The sequence below is a fragment of the Janthinobacterium sp. GW823-FHT03B06 genome, assembly GCF_058796955.1.
Genome location: NZ_JBXAJE010000003.1, coordinates 366,747 through 387,840, shown reverse-complemented (window position 1 = coordinate 387,840; position 21,094 = coordinate 366,747). Strand labels below are relative to the sequence as shown.

The 21,094-nt window shown below is 63.9% G+C and carries 16 protein-coding genes; 12 read left to right on the top strand and 4 right to left on the bottom strand.

The window, feature by feature from the left end; genetic code table 11:
• Positions 1 to 120 precede the first annotated feature (120 nt).
• The 9 genes from AC1RBA_RS12765 (at position 121) to kefC (ending at position 12,536) form a co-directional block, all read left to right on the top strand.
• The gene (locus AC1RBA_RS12765; RefSeq protein WP_492418493.1) at positions 121 to 1,620 is read left to right on the top strand and encodes a S41 family peptidase; all 1,500 of its coding nucleotides are present in this window, start codon (positions 121 to 123) and stop codon (positions 1,618 to 1,620) included.
• Between the two features lie 166 nt (positions 1,621 to 1,786).
• Positions 1,787 to 4,510, top strand: coding sequence for a TonB-dependent receptor plug domain-containing protein (locus AC1RBA_RS12760; RefSeq protein WP_070289503.1), 2,724 nt, complete (start codon positions 1,787 to 1,789; stop codon positions 4,508 to 4,510).
• A gap of 194 nt (positions 4,511 to 4,704) precedes the next feature.
• A complete protein-coding gene (locus AC1RBA_RS12755; protein WP_492418492.1) occupies positions 4,705 to 6,525 on the top strand; it encodes a M14 family metallopeptidase in 1,821 nt (606 codons plus the stop codon).
• Between the two features lie 61 nt (positions 6,526 to 6,586).
• Positions 6,587 to 7,732: an ankyrin repeat domain-containing protein gene (locus AC1RBA_RS12750; RefSeq protein ID WP_492418490.1), complete on the top strand. Its 1,146-nt coding sequence runs from the start codon at positions 6,587 to 6,589 to the stop codon at positions 7,730 to 7,732.
• Between the two features lie 109 nt (positions 7,733 to 7,841).
• Positions 7,842 to 8,993, top strand: a complete 1,152-nt coding sequence (locus AC1RBA_RS12745; RefSeq protein ID WP_492418488.1) for an MGDG synthase family glycosyltransferase — start codon at positions 7,842 to 7,844, stop codon at positions 8,991 to 8,993.
• On the top strand, positions 8,990 to 9,475 hold the full coding sequence (locus AC1RBA_RS12740; protein ID WP_492418485.1) for a hypothetical protein: 486 nt from the start codon (positions 8,990 to 8,992) through the stop codon (positions 9,473 to 9,475). Before AC1RBA_RS12745 ends, AC1RBA_RS12740 begins: the two co-directional genes overlap by 4 nt.
• Entirely contained in the window at positions 9,472 to 10,056 is a 585-nt protein-coding gene (locus AC1RBA_RS12735) for a dual specificity protein phosphatase family protein (protein ID WP_492418483.1), read from the top strand. The genes AC1RBA_RS12740 and AC1RBA_RS12735 overlap by 4 nt, the downstream gene beginning before the upstream one ends.
• Positions 10,053 to 10,637: an SRPBCC family protein gene (locus AC1RBA_RS12730; RefSeq protein ID WP_492418481.1), complete on the top strand. Its 585-nt coding sequence runs from the start codon at positions 10,053 to 10,055 to the stop codon at positions 10,635 to 10,637. Before AC1RBA_RS12735 ends, AC1RBA_RS12730 begins: the two co-directional genes overlap by 4 nt.
• 84 nt (positions 10,638 to 10,721) lie before the next feature.
• The gene (gene kefC, locus AC1RBA_RS12725) at positions 10,722 to 12,536 is read left to right on the top strand and encodes a glutathione-regulated potassium-efflux system protein KefC (RefSeq protein WP_492418479.1); all 1,815 of its coding nucleotides are present in this window, start codon (positions 10,722 to 10,724) and stop codon (positions 12,534 to 12,536) included.
• Positions 12,537 to 12,621: 85 nt separating this feature from the next.
• Here the strand turns inward: kefC and pepF are convergent, their stop codons facing one another.
• From pepF to AC1RBA_RS12705, 4 genes are all read right to left on the bottom strand, one after another.
• Positions 12,622 to 14,511, bottom strand: a complete 1,890-nt coding sequence (gene pepF, locus AC1RBA_RS12720; RefSeq protein WP_070220807.1) for an oligoendopeptidase F — start codon at positions 14,509 to 14,511, stop codon at positions 12,622 to 12,624.
• 179 nt (positions 14,512 to 14,690) lie between these two features.
• Complete coding sequence (gene ttcA / locus AC1RBA_RS12715; protein WP_492418477.1) at positions 14,691 to 15,653, bottom strand: tRNA 2-thiocytidine(32) synthetase TtcA; 963 nt, start codon at positions 15,651 to 15,653, stop codon at positions 14,691 to 14,693.
• 5 nt (positions 15,654 to 15,658) lie between these two features.
• Positions 15,659 to 16,057 (bottom strand): dihydroneopterin aldolase, encoded by a 399-nt coding sequence (locus AC1RBA_RS12710; RefSeq protein WP_034753111.1) that lies wholly within the window; start codon positions 16,055 to 16,057, stop codon positions 15,659 to 15,661.
• Between the two features lie 53 nt (positions 16,058 to 16,110).
• Positions 16,111 to 16,899: an SDR family oxidoreductase gene (locus AC1RBA_RS12705; protein WP_492418475.1), complete on the bottom strand. Its 789-nt coding sequence runs from the start codon at positions 16,897 to 16,899 to the stop codon at positions 16,111 to 16,113.
• Positions 16,900 to 16,973: 74 nt separating this feature from the next.
• On the opposite strand from AC1RBA_RS12705, the gene AC1RBA_RS12700 reads away from it, so the two are divergent.
• From AC1RBA_RS12700 to AC1RBA_RS12690, 3 genes are all read left to right on the top strand, one after another.
• The gene (locus tag AC1RBA_RS12700; protein WP_492418474.1) at positions 16,974 to 18,125 is read left to right on the top strand and encodes a class I SAM-dependent methyltransferase; all 1,152 of its coding nucleotides are present in this window, start codon (positions 16,974 to 16,976) and stop codon (positions 18,123 to 18,125) included.
• A gap of 149 nt (positions 18,126 to 18,274) precedes the next feature.
• Positions 18,275 to 19,366 carry a J domain-containing protein gene (locus AC1RBA_RS12695; RefSeq protein ID WP_492418473.1) on the top strand — a complete coding sequence of 364 codons (1,092 nt, stop codon included), beginning with the start codon at positions 18,275 to 18,277 and terminating at the stop codon, positions 19,364 to 19,366.
• Positions 19,367 to 19,429: 63 nt separating this feature from the next.
• A complete protein-coding gene (locus AC1RBA_RS12690; RefSeq protein WP_070220797.1) occupies positions 19,430 to 21,025 on the top strand; it encodes a DUF3369 domain-containing protein in 1,596 nt (531 codons plus the stop codon).
• Positions 21,026 to 21,094: the final 69 nt, after the last annotated feature.

Below are 21,094 nucleotides of genomic sequence, written 5' to 3'. Positions count from 1 at the left end.
GTGAGTTCCTCGCTGTAGCAATGGCGCCTGCGGGCGCCATTTTTTTTGTATCAAAGAAAGCAACGCTTGCTGGCGAAACGCATTATAATTTTTCGATAATTTCTTTATGGAAAGTTTCTCATGCATTCCCTGCGACTTGGCTCCCTCGCTGTTTCCCTCGTATGTGTGTTGAGTGCCTGCGGCGGGGGCGGAGGCGGCAGCAGCGACAGCGCGCCCGTCGTCCCGCCCGTGACTCCGACAGGGCCGACGGCGCTGGTTGCCTCCTCCACGGTGGCGAACCGTTGCGAGGCGCCGCGCAGCGGCAGCAGCATCGACAAGCCGGGCAGCTTGCTCGATGAGCAGACGTGGGTGCGCAGCTGGATCGATGAAACGTATCTGTGGTACCGCGAAGTGCCGACCACCTACCTGCCGCAAAGCTTTGTCACGGCCAAGGCGTATTTCGATGTGCTCAAAACAACGGTCACGACGGCGTCCGGCAAGCCGAAGGACCAGTTCCATTTCACGTATACGACGGCCGAATGGGAAGCCTCGCTCAACGGCGTGGAGCTCGGTTACGGCATGTTGCTGGCGCTGACGCGCACCACGCCGCCGCGCAAGGCCGTGATCTCGATCGTCGAGCCAGGCTCGCCGGCCGACCTGGCGGGCTTGCGCCGCGGCGATGAGCTGCAAACCGTCGATGGCACCGATTTCGTCAATGCCCCCGACGCTGCCAGCGTGAAGATCATTAACGCCGGCCTGTTCCCTGCAGCGCAAGGCACGCACACGCTGGCGTTCAGCCGCAATGGCTCGCCCCTCTCGGCGAACCTGCAGGCGGTGGAAGTGAGCACGAGCGCCGTGCAAAACGAGCGCATCATCGACACGCCCACGGGCAAGGTGGGCTACCTGACCTTCAACACCCACAACAACGTGGCCGAACGCCAGCTGGTCGAGACCATGCGCCGCTTCCAGGCGGCCGGCATCAGCGACCTGGTGCTTGACGTGCGCTACAACGGCGGCGGCTATCTCGATGTCGCCAGCGAGCTCGCCTACATGATTGCCGGTCCGCAAGTCACCACCGGCAAGACCTTCGAGCAGGTGCTGGCCAATGACAAGACGCGGCCGGAAGCGCCCGTGCCATTCCACACGCAAAGCCAGGGCTTTGCCGGGCCGAATCCCTTGCCCAAGGGCACGCCTTTGCCTTCGCTGGGCCTCAAGCGCGTGACCTTGCTGACGACGGGCAATACCTGTTCGGCCAGCGAAGCGATCATCAATGGCTTGCGCGGCGTCGACGTGCAAGTCAACCTGATCGGCGGCACGACGTGCGGCAAGCCCTATGGTTTCTATCCCACGCCGAATTGCGGCACCACGTATTTCGCCGTGCAGTTCCAGGGTGTCAACGCCAAGGGCTTTGGCGACTTTGCCGATGGCATGGCGCCAACGTGCGACGTGACGGACGATTACCAGCACGCGCTGGGCGATCCTGCCGAAGCCATGCTGGCGGCGGCGTTGCGCTACCGCGGCAGCGGCAGCTGTACCCCGGCCACGGGCGCGCTCAGACTGTTGAGTTCGACGGCGAGTCCGGCCGACACGGCGGCACGGCTGCTGCGCCTGCCCTACAAGGAAATTGCTATATTGAAATGATAAAACCCCCATGTTGCCCCCCTTCCTGGATGAGGGTGGGGCATCTTTCTTCTCATAAATATTTCTATATAACAATTATGATATATAGAAAGACGAATCCATTCGTTCTGTAATTGCTGGCATCTTGATATCTTTTGCCTTCTCCCTAACCTTGAGAAGCGCAAAGATGCCTATACAATTCAAGTTACCACCGCTCACCGTAGCCGTACTGGCCATCCTTGGCGGTTCCGCATGGCAGGCGCACGCGCAGACGCAAGCGCCCGCAGCGGATCAGCAGCCGGCGGCCACCCCGCCAGCCGTCGTGGTCACCGGTTCGCGGATTCCCCGCGCCAGCCTGGAGGGACCATCGTCCGTCACCATCCTGACGGGCGATGAAATCACCAAGCAAGGGTACAAGAACGTCTTCGATGCGCTGACCAACCAGGTACAGAACAGCGGCTTTACGCAAGGCGAGGACTTCGGCAACACGTTTACGCCGTCGGCCAATACCATCAGCCTGCGCGGCCTCGGTCCGAACCACACCCTGATCCTGCTCAATGGCCGCCGCCTGGCCGACTTCCCCGTCGCCTACGAAGGCACGGTCAACTTCACCAACCTGGCGAATATCCCGTCGAGCATTGTCGACCGCATCGAGATCCTCAACGGCGGCGCCTCGGCCATCTATGGTTCCGACGCGATCGCCGGCGTGGTCAACGTCATCCTGAAAAAGCAGACGGAAGGTTTCGATATCAACGTCAAGGCGGGCGGCACCACGCGCGGCGGCGCCGGCAACCAGCGCGTGCAGCTGACGGGCGGCGGCAATTTCGACAAGCTGCATACCTTGTTCAGCGTGGAGCTGAGCCAGCGCGATCCGCTGTCGAGCCTGCAGCGCGACTTCATGGCCACCCGCTCGGGCACGCCGACGAATATCGCGTCGCGTCGCGTGGTAAAGGCGGGGACTTCCGGCACCTATGTGGACCTGGGCGACACCTGCACGCAGTTCGGCGACCTGTTCGGCGGCAGCACCGTCAAGTATCAGGCGAAGAACGGCAGCTATTGCGCCAGCCCGAAAGTGGGCCCCACTTACTGGACCACGCAAACCAAGAACCGCAGCCAGAACGTGTTCGGCAGCGCCAACTATGAGCTGTCGCCGGAAACGACCTTGTTCGCCGACTTCCTGATCGGCAAGAACTCGACCGAGAACAACACGCGCGGCCCGACGTGGACGTCGTCGTCGACGGGCAGCAGCTATTTCCGCAACCAGAATACCGATCGCTACGAAGCGTGGACGCGTTACATCTCGCCCGAGGAAATGGGCGGCGTGGAGCGCTACAACCGCAAGTGGGACGACCTGGCCACGGCCATCTCGCTGGGCGCCAAGGGCCGCGTGCCGGGCACCAGCAGCTGGCAATACGAAGCCAATTACAATGCCTCGGTGTACAAGAGCGAAAGCCACACGCCGCGCGCGCTGGCCAATATCGACAGCTTCTTCCTGGGTCCGAAACTGGGCACCGATGCCGCCGGCGTGCCGGTCTACGCGCCGGATCCGGCACGCCTGTCGCGCCGCGTGACGGCGGCCGAGTTCGACAGCATCACGGGCAATTCCGACAGCGACGACAAGGCCTGGACGAATACCCTGAGTCTGGCTACCAACGGCGACCTGTTCCAGCTGCCCGCTGGCGTGGCGAAGATCGCCACCATCGCCGAAGTGGGCAAGCAGGGCTTCAGCAACGTGCCCGACGCGCGCCTGAACGAAGGTTACTTCAACGTCGCCACCAAGTCCGACATCACGGCCGGCACGCGCACCCGCTATGCGCTGGGGGCGGAAGTGAACCTGCCGCTGCATGAAAAGCTGACCGGCACCCTGGCCGGCCGCTACGACCGCTACAGCTTTGCCGGCCGCCATGACGGCAAGTTCACCTATAACGGCGGCCTGGAACTGCGTCCCGCGCCGGAGCTGCTGTTCCGCGCCAACTACGCCACCAGCTTCCGCGCGCCGGACATGAACTACATCTACAAGGCGCGCGGCACCGGTTACTACTCGAGCACCACCGACTATTACCGCTGCGGCGTCGCCGGGCAGGCCATCGATGATTGCGACTACGCGAACAAATCGCCGGGCGCCGACTATGTGCAGAACGGCAGCAAGGATCTGCAGTCGGAGAAGGGCAAGTCGTTCGGCGTGGGCGCCGTCTGGTCGCCGACATCCAATTTCGACGTCTCGGTCGACTACTGGAATATCAAGATCGACGACCTGGTAACCAACCTGAGCTCCGACAAGATACTGCGCGATGAAGCCGATTGCCGCCTGGGCAAGACCGACATCAACTCGCCGACCTGCGTCGATACCCTGAACCGCGTCGAGCGCTTTGCCGCCAATGCGCTGAACCGTGCCGGCGAGATCAAGACCATCACCGTCAATCCGATCAACGCGGCCAAGCAGAGCAGCAGCGGCATCGACATCAGCGTCAAGTATTTGCTGCGCACGACGGACTATGGCCGCTTTGCCTTCAAGGCCAACTACGCCAAGGTGCTGAGCAATAAATCGCAGCAATTCGTCGGCGACGAAGAGATCGACGAGCTCAAATCGCTGAACAATTCGGACTGGCGCGATAAGCTCAACCTGAGCGTGAACTGGAGCGCTGGCGACTGGTCGAACACCTTGCTGGTCAGCCGCTACAGCAAGATCCCGAACGCCGCCGGCAAGGCCTATCTGACGCCGACGGCGCTGGCCAACATCAGCACCGTGTACCGCATCAACGACCGCGCCACCTTGTCGCTGATCGTCAACAACGTATTCGACAAGATCAAGCGCGACGACAGCGGCGGCTGGCCGTACTACCCGGTGGGCAGCTACAGCCCGCAGGGACGCCAGGGATGGGTCGAATTCAATTACCACTTCGGTAGCTGAAACCCGGGGTCAGACCCCCGCGAACGTTGGCGCAAGTCTCTGAGTCAGCGGCATTGAGGGTCTGACCCCAGCCTTTGCGGTGTTGGAGGTAAATAGAAAAGCCGGGAGCGCATATTGCTATCCTGGCTTTTATTTTTTTCGCTTATTTAGCCATATAATCCCCCGCTTCCCATCTGCCCGCTGGAGCCTCCCCCATGCTACGCCTCGCCCTGCTGTCCGCCGCCATATTGTCCGTCTTTGCCTCTCCCGCCCAAGCCGGCGCGCCGTTGACCACGGTGGCCGAACGCTCGGGCTTTGTCAGCACCGGCCGCTATGCGGAAGTGGAAGCCCTGTGCCGCCAGTTCCAGGCGCGCTATCCGAAGCAGGTGCGCTGCGTGGAATTTGGCCGCACGCCGGAAAACCGCCCCATGCTGGCGCTGGCCGTCTCCAACACGGGCGCGCTGACGCCGGCCGAGGCGGCGCGCCGCAAGCTGCCCGTGCTGCTGGTGCAGGGCGGCATCCATGCGGGCGAAATCGATGGCAAGGATGCGGGCTTCCTGGCCTTGCGCGAAGTCTTGGAGGGCAAGGCGGCGCCCGGCGCGCTGGATAAACAAGTGCTGCTGTTCGTGCCCGTCTTCAATGTCGACGGCCATGAGCGCTTCGGCCGGTGGAACCGTCCGAATCAGCGCGGCCCTGTGGAAATGGGCTGGCGCAGCACGGCGCAAAACTACAATCTGAACCGCGAATACATGAAGGCCGATACGCCCGAGATGCAGCACATGCTGGCGCTGGTGAACGCCTGGGATCCGCTGGCCTATGTCGACTTGCACGTCACCGATGGCGCGCAGTTCGAACCCGATATCTCGATCCAGGTCGAACCCGTGCATGCGGGCGACGCGGCCCTGCGCGTGGCCGGCACGGCCTTGCGAGATCAGGTCCTGGCCGACCTGGCCAGGCAGGGCTCGGACCCGAAACCGTTCTATATTTCGTTTGCCGAGAACGACAATCCGCAATCGGGCTTTGTCGATTCGGCGCCGAATCCGCGCTTCTCGCATGGCTATTTCCAGCTGCGCAACCGCTTCGGCATGCTGGTGGAAACCCATTCGTGGAAGGACTATCCGACCCGCGTGCGCATCACGCGCAACACCATCGTCTCGCTGCTGTCGCAAGTGGCGCAGCATGGCGCGCAGTGGCGGCAAACGGCGCTCGAGGCGGACGCGCGCGCCGCGCAGCTGGCCGGCGCCACCTTGCCGCTCACGTATAAAACGACGGACAAGAGCCGCATGATCGCGTTTCGCGGCTACGCCTACACGCGCACGCCATCCGAGGTGTCGGGCGCGCTGATGACGCGCTATGATGAAACCACGCCGCAGATCTGGAACGTGCCCCTGCGCGACGAGATCGTGCCCGACCTGCAGCAGGCTGCGCCCAAGGCCGGCTACCTCGTGCCTGCGGCGCAGGCGCAGATGGTGGCGGCCAAGCTGCGCCAGCATGGCGTGTCGTACCAAGTGCTGGCCACCGCGCCCGGCACGCTGCCCGTCGAAACCTTCCGCGCCACGCAGGTGAAATTCGGCGCGCAGTCGTTCGAGGGGCGCCAGACGGCGGCCGTGCAGGGCGAGTGGCAGAAAGAGGAGCGTCCGGTCGGTGCAGGTGCTCTGTACGTGCCCGTCAACCAGGCCAAGGCGCGGCTGGTCGTGGCCCTGCTCGAGCCGCGCGCGCCCGATTCCCTGCTGGCCTGGGGCAGTTTCAATACGGCCTTCGAGCGCAAGGAATACATGGAAGAATACGTGGCCGAAGATGTGGCCCGTGCGCAGCTGGCGGCCGATCCGGCGCTGGCGGCGCAGTTCCACGAAAAGCTGGCCAGCGACCCCGCGTTTGCAAAAAGCCCGGCCGCGCGCCTGGAATTCTTCGCCCGCCGCCATGCTTCCTGGGATGAGCGTCTGAACCTGTATCCGGTGCTGCGCACGGATGCCGCGCCGGCCGGCATGGCATCGCCGCCTGCGCGCACACCGAAGTTGTCAAATCGCGTAGATTAATCGAAAGAAAATGCTATTCTCCGCACGATGAGGGCGCCGCCACCACGAGCAGAGACGAAGAATGGGTCACAGCACACTGTACAACCAGCACCGGGAAGCGTTTTTTCGCGTCTGCGACGCCGTGGGCGAGAATCAGGTGGAGCAGGTGCGCAGCCTGCTCGAGGCCACGCCGCTGCTCTCGACCTTGCGCCGCTACAACATGTATGACGGCGAATCGTTGCTGCATCTGGCCGCGGCCAGCGGCAGCCGCGAGGTCTGCGCCCTGCTCGTGTCGCTGGGCATGGACATCGATTTGCCGTTGCCCGGTTACCGCAACCATACGCCGCTGAGCGAGGCGGCCGGCCATGGCCACGTCGACACCTGCCGCTGGCTGCTCGACCATGGCGCCGCCGTCGATGGCTTGCCGGACAATATCTTGTCGCCGCTGGACAGCGCCTGTGTGGACGGCCATCAGGACGTGGTTGCCCTGCTGCTGCAGCGGGGCGCCAATCCGAACCGCCTGCATACGCGCTGGAACCAGGCGCCGGTCGATATCGCCGCCGGCTGGGGCTTTCCCGCTATCGTCCAGATGCTCGCCACCGCCGGCGGCGTCAGCATACTCGACGTGCCGCAGCAAGCGGCCGCCTCGCCGCAGGATGTCATCCGCACCTTCATGCACCATAGCGCCGGCTGGGTATTGCCAGCGGTGTTCAGCCCGGACAGCGGCGACGCGCGCTTTTCGCTGGGGATCAGCTGCATCGGCGGCAAGCGCGAATTCAAGCTGTTGTTTACGGTTGGCCTGTTCCAGCAATCCCCGATGACCGAACTGGCCGTCTGCCTGCCGACGCGCTGGCCGCTGACCGTACACGGCTTCGCGGAGCACAGCCCATGGCGCTTTCCCGTGGCGCTGCTGGCACGCCTGGGACGGCGCACGCTCGACCAGGCCAGCCTGGCGGCGGGCGAGCTGCTGCGGCGCGACGATCCTTATCTGGCGGACCTGGCGTGGCCGGAAGGCGTCGATGCGCTGCTGGCCATCGACAAGCGCTGGAACCCCGAGCCGGAGGAAGACGACGTTGCCGACGATGACAAGGTCACCATCTATCTGCTGGTGCCGGTGGCGTACACAAAGAAAGGCGCGCCCGGCGCCAGCACCTTGCCGGCCTTGATGGAGCGCAAGCTCAAAGGCAGCTGGAAAGTGTCGGCCTTGCCGTTTGCCATCCCACGCTAGCGCGCACGGCAGTAACGAGATGCGCACGATCAATCAGATTCAATTGGGGAAATGTTATTCTTTCGATCTTCCGCGCCAGCGGCCAGCTGTTCCATTCACCGGTTTCCCCATGACAGAAAAAAAACAGAAAAAAATTCTCTTGTTGAGCGTTTCGGCCGGCGCCGGCCACCTGCGCGCGGCGCAAGCCATCGAGGCATATGCTGGCCTGGAGCAGCACACCGTCGCCAGCCATCTCGACGTGATGGATTTCGTCACGCCCGCATTCCGCAAGCTGTACACGGATTTTTATATCAAGCTGGTCAACAAGGCGCCCGCGCTGTGGGGCTATCTGTACCATGCCACCCACGACGCGCCGCGCGACAGCTCGATGCAGCGATTGCGCCGCGCCGTCGAGCGCCTCAACACGCGCGCGCTGATGGCGCAGATCGCCGCCTTCCAGCCCGATGCCATCATCTGCACGCATTTCCTGCCGGCCGAACTGCTGTCGCGCGCGCTGCGCCAGCAGCAACTGGCCTGCCCGGTGTGGGTACAGGTCACCGATTTCGACTTGCACCGCATGTGGGTGCATGAGCAAATGCAGGGCTATTTTGCCGCCACCGACGAAGTGGCGTTCCGCATGCGCCACGAAGGCATCCCCGCCGAGCGCATCCACGTGACGGGCATCCCCATCATGCCCGCCTTTGCGCAGGCGCCCGGTCGTGCGCAGTGCGCGCAGGCGTTTGGCCTCGACCCGCGGCGCACGACGATTCTGCTGATGGGCGGCGGGGCGGGACTGGGCAGCCTTGAAACGGTGGCCGCGCGCCTGCTGGCGCTGCCGGGCGACTTCCAGCTGATCGTGCTGGCGGGGAAAAACGCCGCCGCACTGGCGGCGCTGCAGGCGCTGGCCGGCCAGTATCCGGGCCGTCTGCTGGCGCAAGGCTTCACCAGCGAGGTCGAGCGCCTGATGGCGTGCGCCGATCTGGTGATCACCAAGCCGGGCGGGCTGACCACCTCGGAATGCCTGGCCCTGGGCTTGCCCATGATCGTCAACTCGCCGATTCCCGGGCAGGAAGAGCGCAATGCCGACTATCTGCTGGAGCAGGGCGTGGCCCTGAAGGCATTCGATGCCGTCACCCTCGAATACCGCGTGCGCCTGTTGCTCGATCATCCGGAGCAGTTGCAAGCGATGCGCGCAAAAGCGCTGGCCCTGGGCCGTCCGCGCGCCGCCATCGACGTGTTGGCGCAGGTATTGGCGCCGGGCGTGACGCAGGAGCCGGCGTGACGGGCGGCGCCGTGGCAAAACCCTGGCAGATCGCCCTGACGCTGGCCTGGGTAGCCCTGCTGGGACTGTTTTTTGCGCAGGTGGAAATCCAGATCGAGGGGCCGGCCGGCTGGGCCGCGAACCTGCCCACCTGGCGTATCGAAAGCCATTGGCTGCTCGATATCTTCTGGGGCGGGCGGCCGATGACGGGCTACCATGCCTGGGTGTTTCCCTTCATTGCCCTGTTCTTCCATTTTCCCATGCTCTTCCTGGCGCAATGGTCGCCGCGCCTCGAGTGCCGCGCCATCGGCTGCATCATGCTGTTCTGGATCATCGAGGATTATCTGTGGTTCGTGCTCAATCCCGCCTATGGCGTGGCGCACTTCAATCCGGCCCACATCGCCTGGCACAAGCACTGGCTGTGGTGGGCGCCGACCGACTACTGGGTATCGCTGCTGCTGGCTGGCGTGCTGCTGTGGTTTTCATACAAGAGGAAGTCATGACCTTATCGCCCTTGCCGCATCTTTTGCTGCTATTCCTGGCCCTGGCGGCCGGTTCCGCCGGCGCGCAAGCGCCCGGGGCGCCCGAGCGCAATGCCGAGTGGGCGAGGCCGCTGCCGCACGTGTCGAACCTGCACCAGGTCACCCCCGTCCTGTATCGCAGCGCAAAGCTCGACAGCGCCGACGTGGCCCAGCTGCAGACGCTGGGCGTGAAGACGGTGATCAGCCTGCGCTCCTTCCACTCCGACACGCAGGTGCTCGATGGCAGCGGCATCCGTGCCGTCCGCATTCCCATCAATACCTGGGCCATCCGCGACAAGCATGTGATCGAGACCATGCGCAGCATCCGCGCCGCCGAACAGCAGGGACCCGTGCTGCTGCACTGCCTGCACGGCGCCGACCGCACGGGCCTGATGGCCGCCATGTACCGCATGCTGTACCAGGGCTGGCCGCGCGCGAAGGCGATCGACGAGTTGAAAAATGGCGGTTACGGCTATCACGCCGTGTGGAAGAATATCGAAAGCTACCTCAAGCGCGTCGACGTGGCGGCGCTGCGCGCGCAGATCGAACAGGAAAAACCATGAAGACCCTGCTGTTCGCACTGGCCGCCTGTTCCGCCTGTTATCCGCCGGCCGCCCTGGCTGCCACGCCTGCGCTCGATGTGCGCGATGTCAGCAAAGCCGGCATGCCCGGCAAGACCTTTGCCGCCACGACCAGCATGCCGGCCAGCGTGGCCACCGTCTGCGCGGCCATCCAGGATTTCGCCGGCTATCCGCAGTTCATGCCGAACGTGGACAAGATCAAGGTGACGGCCGCCGGCGGTGGCGCCTCGCTGGTCGACGTCACGCTCAAGCTGCCGATGGGGAAAATCAAGCAATACCGCCTGAGAATGACGCCCAAGGTGCTCGACGCCAGCTGCAGCCTGGCCTGGAAGCTGGTGCCGATGGAGGGACTGAAGGTGGAGGACACCATCGCCGACACCAGCGGCTACTGGCAGCTGTCGCCGGATCCGCTCGATGCGGGCGCTGCCGCCGTCAGGTACCAGGTGTACACGGATCCGGGCCCCGTGCCGATGGGCCTGGGCTGGATCGTCGACAGCATGAGCCGCGACAGCATCCCGAAAATGTTCGACGCGCTGCGCGCGCGGGTGGCCGCGCGCAAATAGCCGGCGTGGCGGAGCAGCCACTTCACGCGGGCGCGCCACTTCAGGCATGATGTCGTTTCATCCACACATCCGCCCGGAATCCGCATGGAACACCACAGCTTTCTCATCAACATACTGTTTTACCTGGTGGCCGCCATCATCATGGTGCCGCTGGCCAAGCGTCTGGGCATGGGCGCCGTGCTCGGTTATCTGGTGGCCGGCGTCGTCATCGGACCGTGGGGCCTGGGCCTGATCAAGAATGTCGAGGTGATTCTCAGCTTTTCCGAGTTCGGCGTGGTGCTGCTGCTGTTTTTGATCGGACTGGAGCTCGAGCCCAGGCGATTGTGGCTGCTGCGCCGGCCCATCTTCGGCTGGGGCGGGGCGCAGGTGGGCGTCGTCAGCGCGGGACTGTGCGCCGTGGCCATGGCGTTCGGCGTGGACTGGCGCACGGCGCTGGTCGGTGCGCTGGGGCTGTCGCTGTCGTCGACGGCCATCGTGCTGGCCACCCTGGGCGAACGCAAGCTGATGAGTACGCCAGCCGGTTCCGCCGGCTTTTCCATCTTGCTGTTCCAGGATATCGCCGCCATTCCCATGATCGCGCTGGTGCCGCTCTTGGGCGGCCTGGTCACGCATAGCGGCGAACCGGGCTGGCTGCGCGTGGCCAAGCTGGCCGCCGTGCTGGCCGCCCTGGTGATCGGCGGGCGCTTCCTGGTGAACCCCATCCTGCGCTTCATCGCCAAGACGGACTTGCGCGAAATCTTCACGGCCTTTGCCCTGCTGCTGGTGATCGCCATTTGCGTGCTGATGGAATCGGTGGGCTTGTCGATGGCGCTGGGCACCTTCATGGCGGGCGTGCTGCTGGCCGATTCCGAATACCGGCATGAACTCATTTCCGACCTGGAACCGTTCAAGGGTTTGCTGCTGGGCCTGTTCTTCATCGCCGTGGGCATGTCCGTCGATTTCGGCGTGCTGCGCGCCCAGCCGCTGCTGATCCTGGCCCTGGTGGCGGGGCTGCTGGTAGTCAAGATCGGCTTGCTGTATGTGTTGTCGAAGTTTTTCGACATTCCCCGCGGCCAGCAGCTGTTTTTTGCGCTGCTGCTGTCGCAGGGGGGCGAATTCGCTTTCGTCGTGTTTGCCGCCGCCGAGGCCGCGCATGTGTTTGCGCCGCAGACGGCCGCGCTGCTGGTCGTGGTGGTGACCCTGTCGATGGTGGCCACGCCCTTGCTGCTGCTGGCGCACGACAAATTCGTCGCGCCGCGCCTGCAAAGCGAGAAGAAGCGCCGTCCCGACGACCATATCGAGGCGCAGGACAACCCCATCGTCATCGCCGGCTTCGGCCGCTTCGGCCAGATCATCGGCCGCCTGCTGGCGGCCAACAAGATCGGCGTGACGGTGCTCGACCACGACCCGGACCAGATCGAACTGCTGCGCAAGTTTGGCTTCAAGGTGTTTTATGGCGACGCCACGCGCGTGGACCTGCTGGTGGCGGCCGGCATCGAGAAGGCGAAGGCGCTGGTGATCGCCATCGACAATGTGGACGACAGCCTGGCCCTGGTCGACGCCGTGCGCCTGCGCCTGCCCGAGCTGACGATCCTGGCGCGCGCGCGCAACGTCACGCATTACTATGAATTGATGAAGCGGGGCGTGACCCTGATCGAGCGCGAGACGTTTGCCGCGGCCTTGCTGCTGGGCGAACAGACCTTGCAGCAGGTGGGCTTCAGCGCGGAGCGGGCGCAGCGCGCGGCCGGCATCTTCGGCCGGCATAACCTGAAAACTTTGCTGGAAGTGGCGCCGCACTTCCAGGACCAGCAAAAAGTCATGTCCCTCACGCGCCAGGCGCGCGAGGAGCTGGAAGACATGTTCGAGAGCGATGCGGCGGCGTTTGCGGCGGCGGAAGCGGAGAACGGTAGGTCGGATTAGCGGGAACCGCGTAATCCGACATCGTGTTGGCGGTGTCGGCTTACGCGCTTTGCGCTAAGCCGACCTACGCCTCTTGGCAAGCGGCTTATTTTCCCCGTTTGCTCTCAATCGCCTCGATCTGGTCCATGATGCCGTTCATGCGCGCCGCCAGCGCCTGGTACGGTTTCGGCGAGGCCAGGTCGACGCCGGCCGCCTTCACCAGATCGTAGGGGTAGGCCGAGCCGCCCGCACTGAGCATCTTCAGGTAGGCGGCCAGCGCGCCCGGTTCCTTGTCGAGGATGCGCTGTGCGAAATCCTGCGCCGCCGCGATCGAGGTGGCGTACTGGAACACATAGAAGCCGTGATAGAAATGCGGCACATACGCCCATTCCAGCGCGTAGGCGGGGTCGATGGTCATGACGCCCTGCGCTTCGCCGTGGTAGCGCTTGAGGATATCGGCATAGATGGCCGTGATTTCTTCGCCCGTCAGCGACGCTCCCTTGTCCACCTTGCCGTGGATGGCCGCCTCGAATTCGGCGAACATGGATTGGCGGAAGAAGGTGCCGCGCAGGTTTTCCAGCGCCGCGCCCAGGTACAGCAGGCGCTCGTCGTCATCCTTGGCCTGCTTCAGGCGCGCGTCGAGCAGCAGCGCCTCGTTCGTGGTCGAGGCGATTTCCGCGACAAAGATGCTGTACGGCGCATAGATCGACGGCTGCGCCTTGTTGGCCAGCACCGAGTGCATGGCGTGGCCCCATTCGTGCGTCAGGGTGCTGACGGCTTCGTAATTGTCCGTGTAGTTGAGCAGCACGAACGGATGCACGTCATACGCGTCGCCATTCATGTAGGCGCCCGCCACCTTGCGCGGACGCGGATACACATCCATCCAGCGCGCGTCCACGGCGGCAGTGAGCGCCTTGACGTAGTCGGGGCCCAGCGGCGCGGCGGAAGCGAGCATCATCTGCTTGCCTTCGGCCAGCGGGAAGGTGCGCTCGCTTTTCAGCAGCGGCGCATACACGTCGTAGTACGCCAGGTCCTTGATGCCCAGCATGCGCGCGCGCAGCTTGAAGTAGCGGTGCAGGGTGGGCAGGTTGGCGTTGGTTTGCGCGATCAGGGTCTGGTAAACGGCCGGCGGCAAGTTGTCGGCATCGAGCGCGGCGCTTTGCGAATCGGCGTAACGGCGCACCTTGGCATACGCGGCATCCGTTTTCAGCTGGCCGTACAGGGTTTCGCCGAACGTGCGTTCGTACTCTTTCCACTTGCCGAAGAAGGCGTCGAACACCCGCTTGCGGTCGGCGCGGTTGTCATCGCCCCGGTATTTCGTGTACGCCGCCTGGTCGAGGCGCACTTGCTTGCCGTCCGACAGTGTGACGGTCGGCCACGGGATTTCCGCGTTGGCCAGGGTGCGGTAGACGCTGGCGGCCGAGCTTGTTGCCAGGCCGAACTGCGCCACCAGCTGTTCGCCGGCCGCGTCGAGCGTGTGCGGCGCGCTGCGCAGCATGTTACTCAATTGAAAGCGGTACAGCTGCAAGCCCTTGTCTTTCGCCAGCATGGCATCGATGCGCTTGCTGCCCAGGGCGAGGATTTCCGGCTGTAAAAAGGTCACCGCCTGGGTGAACTCGTTGCCCAGCAGGGCGGCGCGCTGGTTCAGCTGGTTGCCCTTGCTGTCGCCCGTATCCTGGTCGTAATACTGCGCCGCATAGGTATACAGCGTGTTGACGCGCTTGCGTGCATCGGCGTACAGGTCCAGGCAGCTTTTCAGGCGGGCCGGCGAGCCTCCCAGCTGCCCCTTGCAGCCGCCCAGTTGCTGCAGCTGGGCCGACAGTTTTTTCGCGTCGGCGTCGAATGCGGCGTCGTTTTGATACAGCGCCGTCAAATCCCAGCGGTCGGCCTGCCTGTCGGTCTGAGCGGGGGCTGGCGCAGGAGCGGCAGAGGCGGTGGCGAGGCTGAGGGCCAGCAGGGAGAACAGCAGGGGGCGCTTGAGCGCGGATGGCGTCATGGTTCATTCCAGTGAGGTTGTCGGAAGAATGCGTGCTGACCGCCGGGCAGGAATGCGCGCGTGACACATCGCGTACCGGCAGAGCTGACTACGGTACATCAAATGAACGCAGGGGGAAAGAGAGGGAGTGCCGCCACCTGGGCGGTGGCGGCGAAACAACAAGGGCTTACAACAGCGGATTACAGCGGTTGCAGCGGGATCGTGCCAAACGTGGTCGGCGTCGAGCATGGCTCTTCGTCGAAGGCGATATCGCCCATGGGATTGGCCACGCCGTCCGCCTTCAAATCCTTGAAACCGAACAGTTTCGGATCCATCAAATGCGATGGCGCCACGTTCGACAGCGCCGAGAAGATGCTTTCCACGCGGCCCGGGAATTTCTTGTCCCATTCGCGCATCAAGCCCTTGATCTGCTTGCGCTGCAGGTTTTCCTGCGAACCGCACAGGTCGCACGGGATGATGGGGAAGCCTTTGACTTCCGCATAGCGCTGCGTGTCTTCTTCCTTTACATACGCCATCGGGCGGATGACGATGTGCTTGCCGTCGTCCGATTGCAGCTTGGCGGGCATGCCTTTCAGTTTTCCGCCGAAGAACATATTCAGGAAGAAGGTTTCCAAAATGTCATCGCGGTGGTGGCCGAGGGCGATCTTGTTGGCGCCCAGCTCGTCGGCCACGCGGTACAGGATGCCGCGGCGCAGGCGCGAGCACAGCGAGCAGGTCGTCTTGCCCTCTGGAATCAGGCGCTTGACGATGCTGTAGGTATCCTGGTTTTCGATGTGGAAAGCCACGCCCAGTTCCGTCAGGTAGGCGGGCAGGATTTCCGGCGGGAAATTCGGCTGCTTCTGGTCCAGGTTGACGGCAACGATATCAAAATGAATCGGCGCGCGTTCGCGCAAGGTCATCAAAATGTCCAGCAGGGCATAGCTATCCTTGCCGCCCGACAGGCAGACCATCACCTTGTCGCCGTCTTCGATCATATTGAAGTCGCCGATGGCTTGCCCCACCAGGCGGCACAGGCGCTTGTGCAGCTTGTTGTTTTCCAGGGCGATCTTTTCCGCCTTCTTGCGCGCCAGTTTCTGCGCTTCCACGTTGGCCGGGAATTCCACAGCCGTCGTCGTCGTTTCCAGCACGGCGGTGTTGCTCATGTTGTTCATACTTCATCCTTGATCTTGAATACTTCCACGCCCACGCCTTCGCAGTCGGGATACACGTCCGGTTTCATCGACGAAACGCGCGCGGCGCGCACGCGCGGGTGGGCCAGCATGGCAGCGAGCACGTCGTCGACCAGGCTTTCCTGCAGCTGCACGTGGCCTTGGGCCATGCGTTTGGCGATGGTTTCGCGCATGAAGTCGTAGTCGACCACTTCTTCCAGCTGGTCATCCTTGGGCGTCGACAGGGCCAGGGGAATGTACAGGTCGACGTTGATGAGGACGCGCTGCTCGCCCTTTTTTTCGAAGTCGTAGACGCCGATGTTGATGAGGACTTCGTAATTGCGCAGGAACAGCCGGCGGCAATCGGCCAGGCGAGGGTGGGACAGGGCGGACGACATAGTTTTACCTTTTAGGGAATGCTGGAATGCTGGTTGTTTGGCAGGGCTGCTGATTATTTGGTCAAAAACATGACGTCGCGCGGCAAACCGATCAAATGCTGGCCGCCATCGACCAGCAAGGTCGTGCCCGTCAGCGCGCGCGCGCCGGCCACGTAACAGACGCTGTCGGCCACATCCTCGGGCGTGCTGGAGCGTCCCAGCGGCGTGTTTTCATGCGCCTTGGCAAAGTTCGCTTCCGTCTGCTCGCCGGAGACCATGGTGATGCCAGGGGCAATGCCGACCACGCGCACTTTCGGCGCCAGCGCCTGGGCCAGCATGGTGGTCGCCGACAGCAGCGCCGCCTTGGACAGGGTGTACGACAAAAAATCAGGATTGAGATTGTACAGTTTTTGATCGAGCAAGTTGATGACCACGGCTTGCCTGCCGCTGGGGGTGGCCTGGTACAGCGCTTGCGCCAGCAGGATGGGGGCGGCCAGGTTGGCGTGCATGTGGGCGTCCAGGGCGGCGACGGAAAAATCACCCGCATTGTCGTATGCAAACAACGATGCGTTGTTCACTACACAAGTGACGGGTCCCAGCGCCGCCTGTGCCTGCGGCAATAGCTGGCGCACGGCGTCTTCCTGCGCCAGGTCGCAGGGGAATGCTTGCGCGCGGCGGCCCAGCGCCGTGATTTCCGCCACCAGGCTGAGCGCTTCGTCGCGCGACTCGCGGTAATGGACGGCGATATCCCAGCCGTCGCGTGCCAGGCCCAGCGCGATGGCGCGGCCGATGCGGCGCGCGGCGCCCGTGACGAGGGCGACGCGGGGTGTGCTGTCGAATGGCGTTGTCGTTGCTTCTGTCATGTCTTTGCTATGGTTGAGATATTCGGTGGACGCCGCACTGGCGGCATGCGCCGCCGATTCGCTACAATGCGGATATGTCTCTTCCCGCACCCGATAGCGACGCGCTGGCCGCGTCCCATGCCTTGCAGCACCAGATTGCCGCCGAAATCGCGCGCAATGACGGCGCCATTCCCTTTGTCCGCTTCATGGAGCTGGCGCTGTATGCGCCTGACCTCGGCTATTACAGCGGCGGCGCCGCCAAGCTGGGCAAAGATGGCGATTTTACAACCGCGCCGGAGATATCTCCCCTGTTCGGCGCCACCCTGGCCCATGTGGCAGCCGCTATTATGGCGCAAACCGCCCCGCGCATCCTCGAATTCGGCGCCGGCACGGGCAAGCTGGCCGTTGACATCCTGACGGAAGCGGCCAGCACTGGCATCCATATCGAACAGTATGCGATCGTCGAATTGTCCGGCGAATTGCGCGCGCGCCAGGAGCTGGCGCTGGCCGCCTTCCCGCAAGTGGTGTGGCTCGACGGTTTCCCCGACAGTTTTGAAGGCGCCGTGTTCGGCAATGAAGTGCTCGACGCCATGCCCGTCAACCTGATCAGCAAGACGCCCGCCGGCTGGTGCGAGCTCGACGTCAGCATTGCCGACGGCCAGTTCGTGTTTGTAGAGCGTCCGGCAGGCGCCGACGTCGCCGCGCAGATCGCCGCCCAGGTGCCAGGCGCCGATGACTTGCCGGTAGGTTATGTCAGCGAGATCCACGGCGTCGCCTGCGGCTTCATGCGCTCGCTGGCGCGCATGCTGACCAATGGCAAGGGCGGCGCGGCCGTGCTGTTCGATTACGGTTTTCCTGCGCACGAGTATTACCTGGATTTGCGCGCCACGGGCACCCTGATGTGCCATTACCGCCACCATGCCCATGCGGAACCGTTTTATCTGCCCGGCTTGCAGGACATTACGGCCCACGTGGATTTTACGGCCATGGCGGTGGCGGCGCAGGATGCAGGCCTCGATGTGCTCGCGTACATGAACCAGGCGTCCTTTCTGCTGGGCGCCGGGCTTGGCGACTTGCTGCTGCGCACCGATCCGGAGCAGGTCAAGACCTACCTGCCGCAAGCCAGCGCCGTGCAAAAGCTGGTGTCGCCGGCCGAAATGGGGGAATTGTTCAAGGTGCTGGTGGTGGGGCATCGCGTGGAGTTGCCGGAAGCCCTGTTGTCCAGCGACCGCAGTCACCGCTTGTAAGCGCCTGCAATATCAAGGCAGGGCAGTCTCGCCCTGCAATTTCCTGTCCGCCGGTGGTTATTATCTTGTCATATCGTATATGATGACCGACACAGCACGGTTCCATCCTGCAAGAACCCGTCGCCGCGCACCGATTTCAAGATAGAACGATGGGAAAGATACATACACACTATGACAACCTGAAAGTGGCGCGCCTGGCGCCGCAGGAAGTCATACGTGCCGCGTACAAAGCCCTCAGCCAGAAATACCATCCAGACAAGAATCCCGGCGACGAAAAAGCCGCCCGCATCATGGCCATCCTCAACAGCGCCTATGGCACCTTGTCCGATCCGCAACGCCGCAAGGAACACGACGAGTGGATCGCCGCCGAGGAGTGGGAAATCGAATGGCTGGAAAGCACCCACCAGGAAGAAGGCAAGACCCGCGATGGCCGCGCGAAAGGCCATGCCCAGCCGCATGAGCAGGCCTGGGCGCAGGATGTGCCGCCGACGAAGGGCAAGCCGCGGCGCGGCCAGCAGCCCGTCTGGCGCAACTGGCGCTGGTGGCTGAGTTTGCTTGTCTGCCTGCTGCTGGGCTGGCTGGGCGCCTTGCTGATGCTCGATACCTCGCCGCCCGTGCCTGCCGCGCTGGCGTCGGCCTGGAGCGGGCTGGCCCGCGATGGCGCCAGGGTGCACCCGGACACGGCAACGGCGGAGAGCGCAGCTACGCCGCCGGCAAAAAACGAGGCGGTGGCTATCGATAGCTGGGCCGTGGGCAAGCCGTATGCGGCCGAGCCCGCGCAAGCGAAGGCGCCCGAGATCCGCGTGCTGGCCGTGGCGCAGCTGAGCCTGAAAGCCAGCCGGCCCGCCTGCGATGGCGCCAGCCAGGCCGAGTCGGCGGGGCTGGTGGCGCCGAATGGCGAGCCTTGGCCGGCGCGGTCCGGCTATGTCGATGGCTTCCCGATCGGCAACAAGGGCGATGAACTGAGTTTAACCATCGATAACAGCAGCAATACGGCACCCGTCTTCGTCAAGCTGTATGACCAGGAGCGGCGCTCGAATGTGCGCTACCTGTATATCCTGGCCAATGACAAGCTGACCGTGGAGCAGCTCAGCGCGGGCAAATACGAAGTGCGCTACCAGGCCGTCGGGCCAGGCCAGGACAATTGCGGCGGCACCACGCGCAGCGGCGCCTCGATACCGGCGCCGGCGCCTGCCGCGGGAGAGGGTGGTACGCAGAATCCTGTTGTAAGCAGCATCTAATCTGATTATGCTTGATATGCGTCAACGCAGCGTCCACATCGAACTTATCCCTTAGGAGTATTCATGACCGACCTCAAAGCCGATGCAGATGATAACTGGCTGCTCGACGAAGATGAGCCGGTGGCCAGTCCAGCCGGGTTGGCCGCGCCCGACCAGCGCCTGTGGCGTGTGCTGATCGTCGATGACGACGTCGATGTGCATGCGGTCACGCGGCTGGCGCTGCGCAATGTCAGCTTCAAGGGCCGCGAACTGGAACTGTTTTCCGCCTACAGCGGCCGCGAGGGGTACGAGATCCTGCGCGACACGCCCGATATCGCGCTGGTGCTGCTCGACGTGGTGATGGAAACGGATGATGCCGGCCTGATCCTCGCCAAGCGCATCCGCGCCGACCTGAACAACTCCATCGTGCGCGTCGTGCTGCGCACGGGGCAGCCGGGCCAGGCGCCCGAGCAACGCGTCATCATCGAATACGACATCAACGATTACAAGGCCAAGACGGAGCTGACGACGCAAAAGCTGTTTACCACCGTTATCTCGGCCCTGCGCGCCTACGAGAGCCTGATGATGCTCGAGCGCAGTCGCATCGGCCTGGGCAAGATCCTCGCCGGCGCCACCAATCTGTACCAGATCCATTCCTTGCGCGAATTCGCTTCCGGCGTGCTCAACCAGGTTAGCGCCATCCTCGACGTGGGCGCCGACGGCGTGCTGTGCCTGATGCAGGGCGGCGCGGGGCGGCCCGAGGTGGTCGCCGCCACCGGCACCTATGCCGTGCTGGCCGAGGCGGAAGCCATGCCGGCCGACCACGCGCTCACGCCCACCATCGACAAGGCGTTCGCGGAAAAGCGCAGCCAGTTCGAGCATCCGGCCAATGTGCTGTTCATCCACACGGAAGGCAACCGCGAGCTGGCCATTTCCGTCACGCCGCCGTGGCCGCTGGCGCAGATCCAGCGCGATCTGCTGGAAGTGTTTTGCCAGCGTATCGCGGCCGCCTTCGACAACCTGTACATGTTCGGCCAGCTGCGCAAGGCGCAGGAAGCGACCGTCGTGGCGCTGGCCGACCTGGCCGAGTTCCGCGACAGCGACACGGGCGGCCACGTGCGGCGCGTGCAGCAGCTGTCCGACGCCATCGCCCTGCGCATCCAGCAGCGCGGGGTGTATGCCGACGAGCTCACGCCGCAGCTGCTCGACATGATCGGCCTGGCCAGCATCCTGCACGACGTGGGCAAGGTGGCCACGCCGGACGCCGTGCTGCTCAAGCCGGGCCGGCATACGGACGAGGAGCGGGTGCAGATGCAGCTGCACGCCAGCGTCGGGCGCACCATCCTCGAGCGTGCCGCCAACATGGTCGACGGCGTCAGCTACCTCACGTATGGCGCGCAGATTGCGGGCGGCCACCATGAACATTTCGACGGCGCCGGCTATCCGAACGGCCTGAAGGGACGCGACATTCCCTTGGCCGCGCGCATCGTTGCCGTGGTCGACGTCTTCGATGCCTTGCTGCATGAGCGGCCGTACAAGGAGCCGTGGCCGTATCCGCAGGTGCGCGAATACATCGAACAGCGCAGCGGCAGCCAGTTCGATCCGGAAGTGGTGGCGGCGCTGCTGGATCTGATCGACAACGAGCCGCAACTGTGGCATCCGGAGCGCGCCACCGCTTGAGCAGCAACTTCGTCGGCGCTTTTCGGCACGGCCCCATTCCCTTGCGCGCGGCGCCGTCATATACTCGGC